Here is a 1,013-nt window from a genome sequence, read left to right on the forward strand (position 1 = left end):
GAGCCGGTGATCTGGTCGGCCAGAAATCCGCCCTCCGCATGTTCGAAGCCGATGACGGTCATGCTGGATTCGACGCCGCCGCTACCGACCAGATCCAGGGTCCCGGCGCCGAGATCGACCTCCAGGCTCCGGGTATTCTCGAGGAAGCCGTCGATCTTGTCGTTCACGCCATCTGTCGCGATCAGCGTCTCGATGCCGGTCAGCGTATCGATGCCGATGATGCTGTCTTGCGCGTCGTAGCGGCGAGAGTTCCGCATCGCTGTAGTCGACCAGATCATTGCCGGCGCCGCCATCAAGCTGGTTGGATCCGGCACCGCCCTCCAGGGTGTCCGCACCCGCGCCGCCCGTCAGCGTATCGTCGCCTTCGCCGCCCTGCAGCAGGTCATTGCCTTCGCCGCCGCTGAGCGTGTCATCGCCCTCGTCGCCCTGCACCGTGTCGGCGCCATCACCACCCGCGGCATTGTCGGATCCCTCGCCACCCTGCAGCAGGTCATCGCCGGCGCCGCCGCTGAGATCGTCGTTGCCGGCACCGCCGGTCACCGTATCCGCACCGCCCTCGCCATAGGCCGAGTCGTCACCCTCGCCACCCAACAGGACGTCATCGCCCTCACCAGCGAAGATCGCGTCGTTCCCAGCGCCACCTTCAAGGCGGTTCGCCTCAGCGGAGCCTCCCATATAATCGTTCTCGGAGCCGCCAATGGCATTCTCGAAACCGAACAGCGTGTCGGTGCCGCCCGCGCGCGATACCTGGCCCGCTGACAGGTCGAGATACATGCTGGTGGTGTTCCAGCTGTAGCTCACCGTGTCATTGCCGGCACCGCCGATCAGCACCTCGCCGCCGCTCATCGTGTCGCCCGCATTGCCGCGGCCGCTGATGAAGTCGTCGCCGTCGCCACCATCCAGCAGGTTCGCCGCATAGTCGCCCAGCAGCGTGTCGTTGCCCGACCCGCCGACGATCTGCTCGATCGAGATCAGCACGTCGCTCGCCGCATCGCCCGTCGTCGCACCCGGAT

The 1,013-nt window shown here is 66.4% G+C and carries 1 protein-coding gene; it reads right to left on the minus strand.

Annotated elements, in window-relative coordinates; all coding sequences use genetic code 11:
- Nucleotides 1-81: 81 nt before the first annotated feature.
- On the minus strand, nucleotides 82-1,013 hold a 932-nt coding region (locus ACTIF1_RS26430; RefSeq protein WP_439599461.1), incomplete at its 5' end, for a calcium-binding protein.

This window comes from Falsiroseomonas sp., from assembly GCF_051860665.1.
In the GTDB taxonomy this organism is placed as follows: Bacteria; Pseudomonadota; Alphaproteobacteria; order Acetobacterales; family Acetobacteraceae; genus Falsiroseomonas.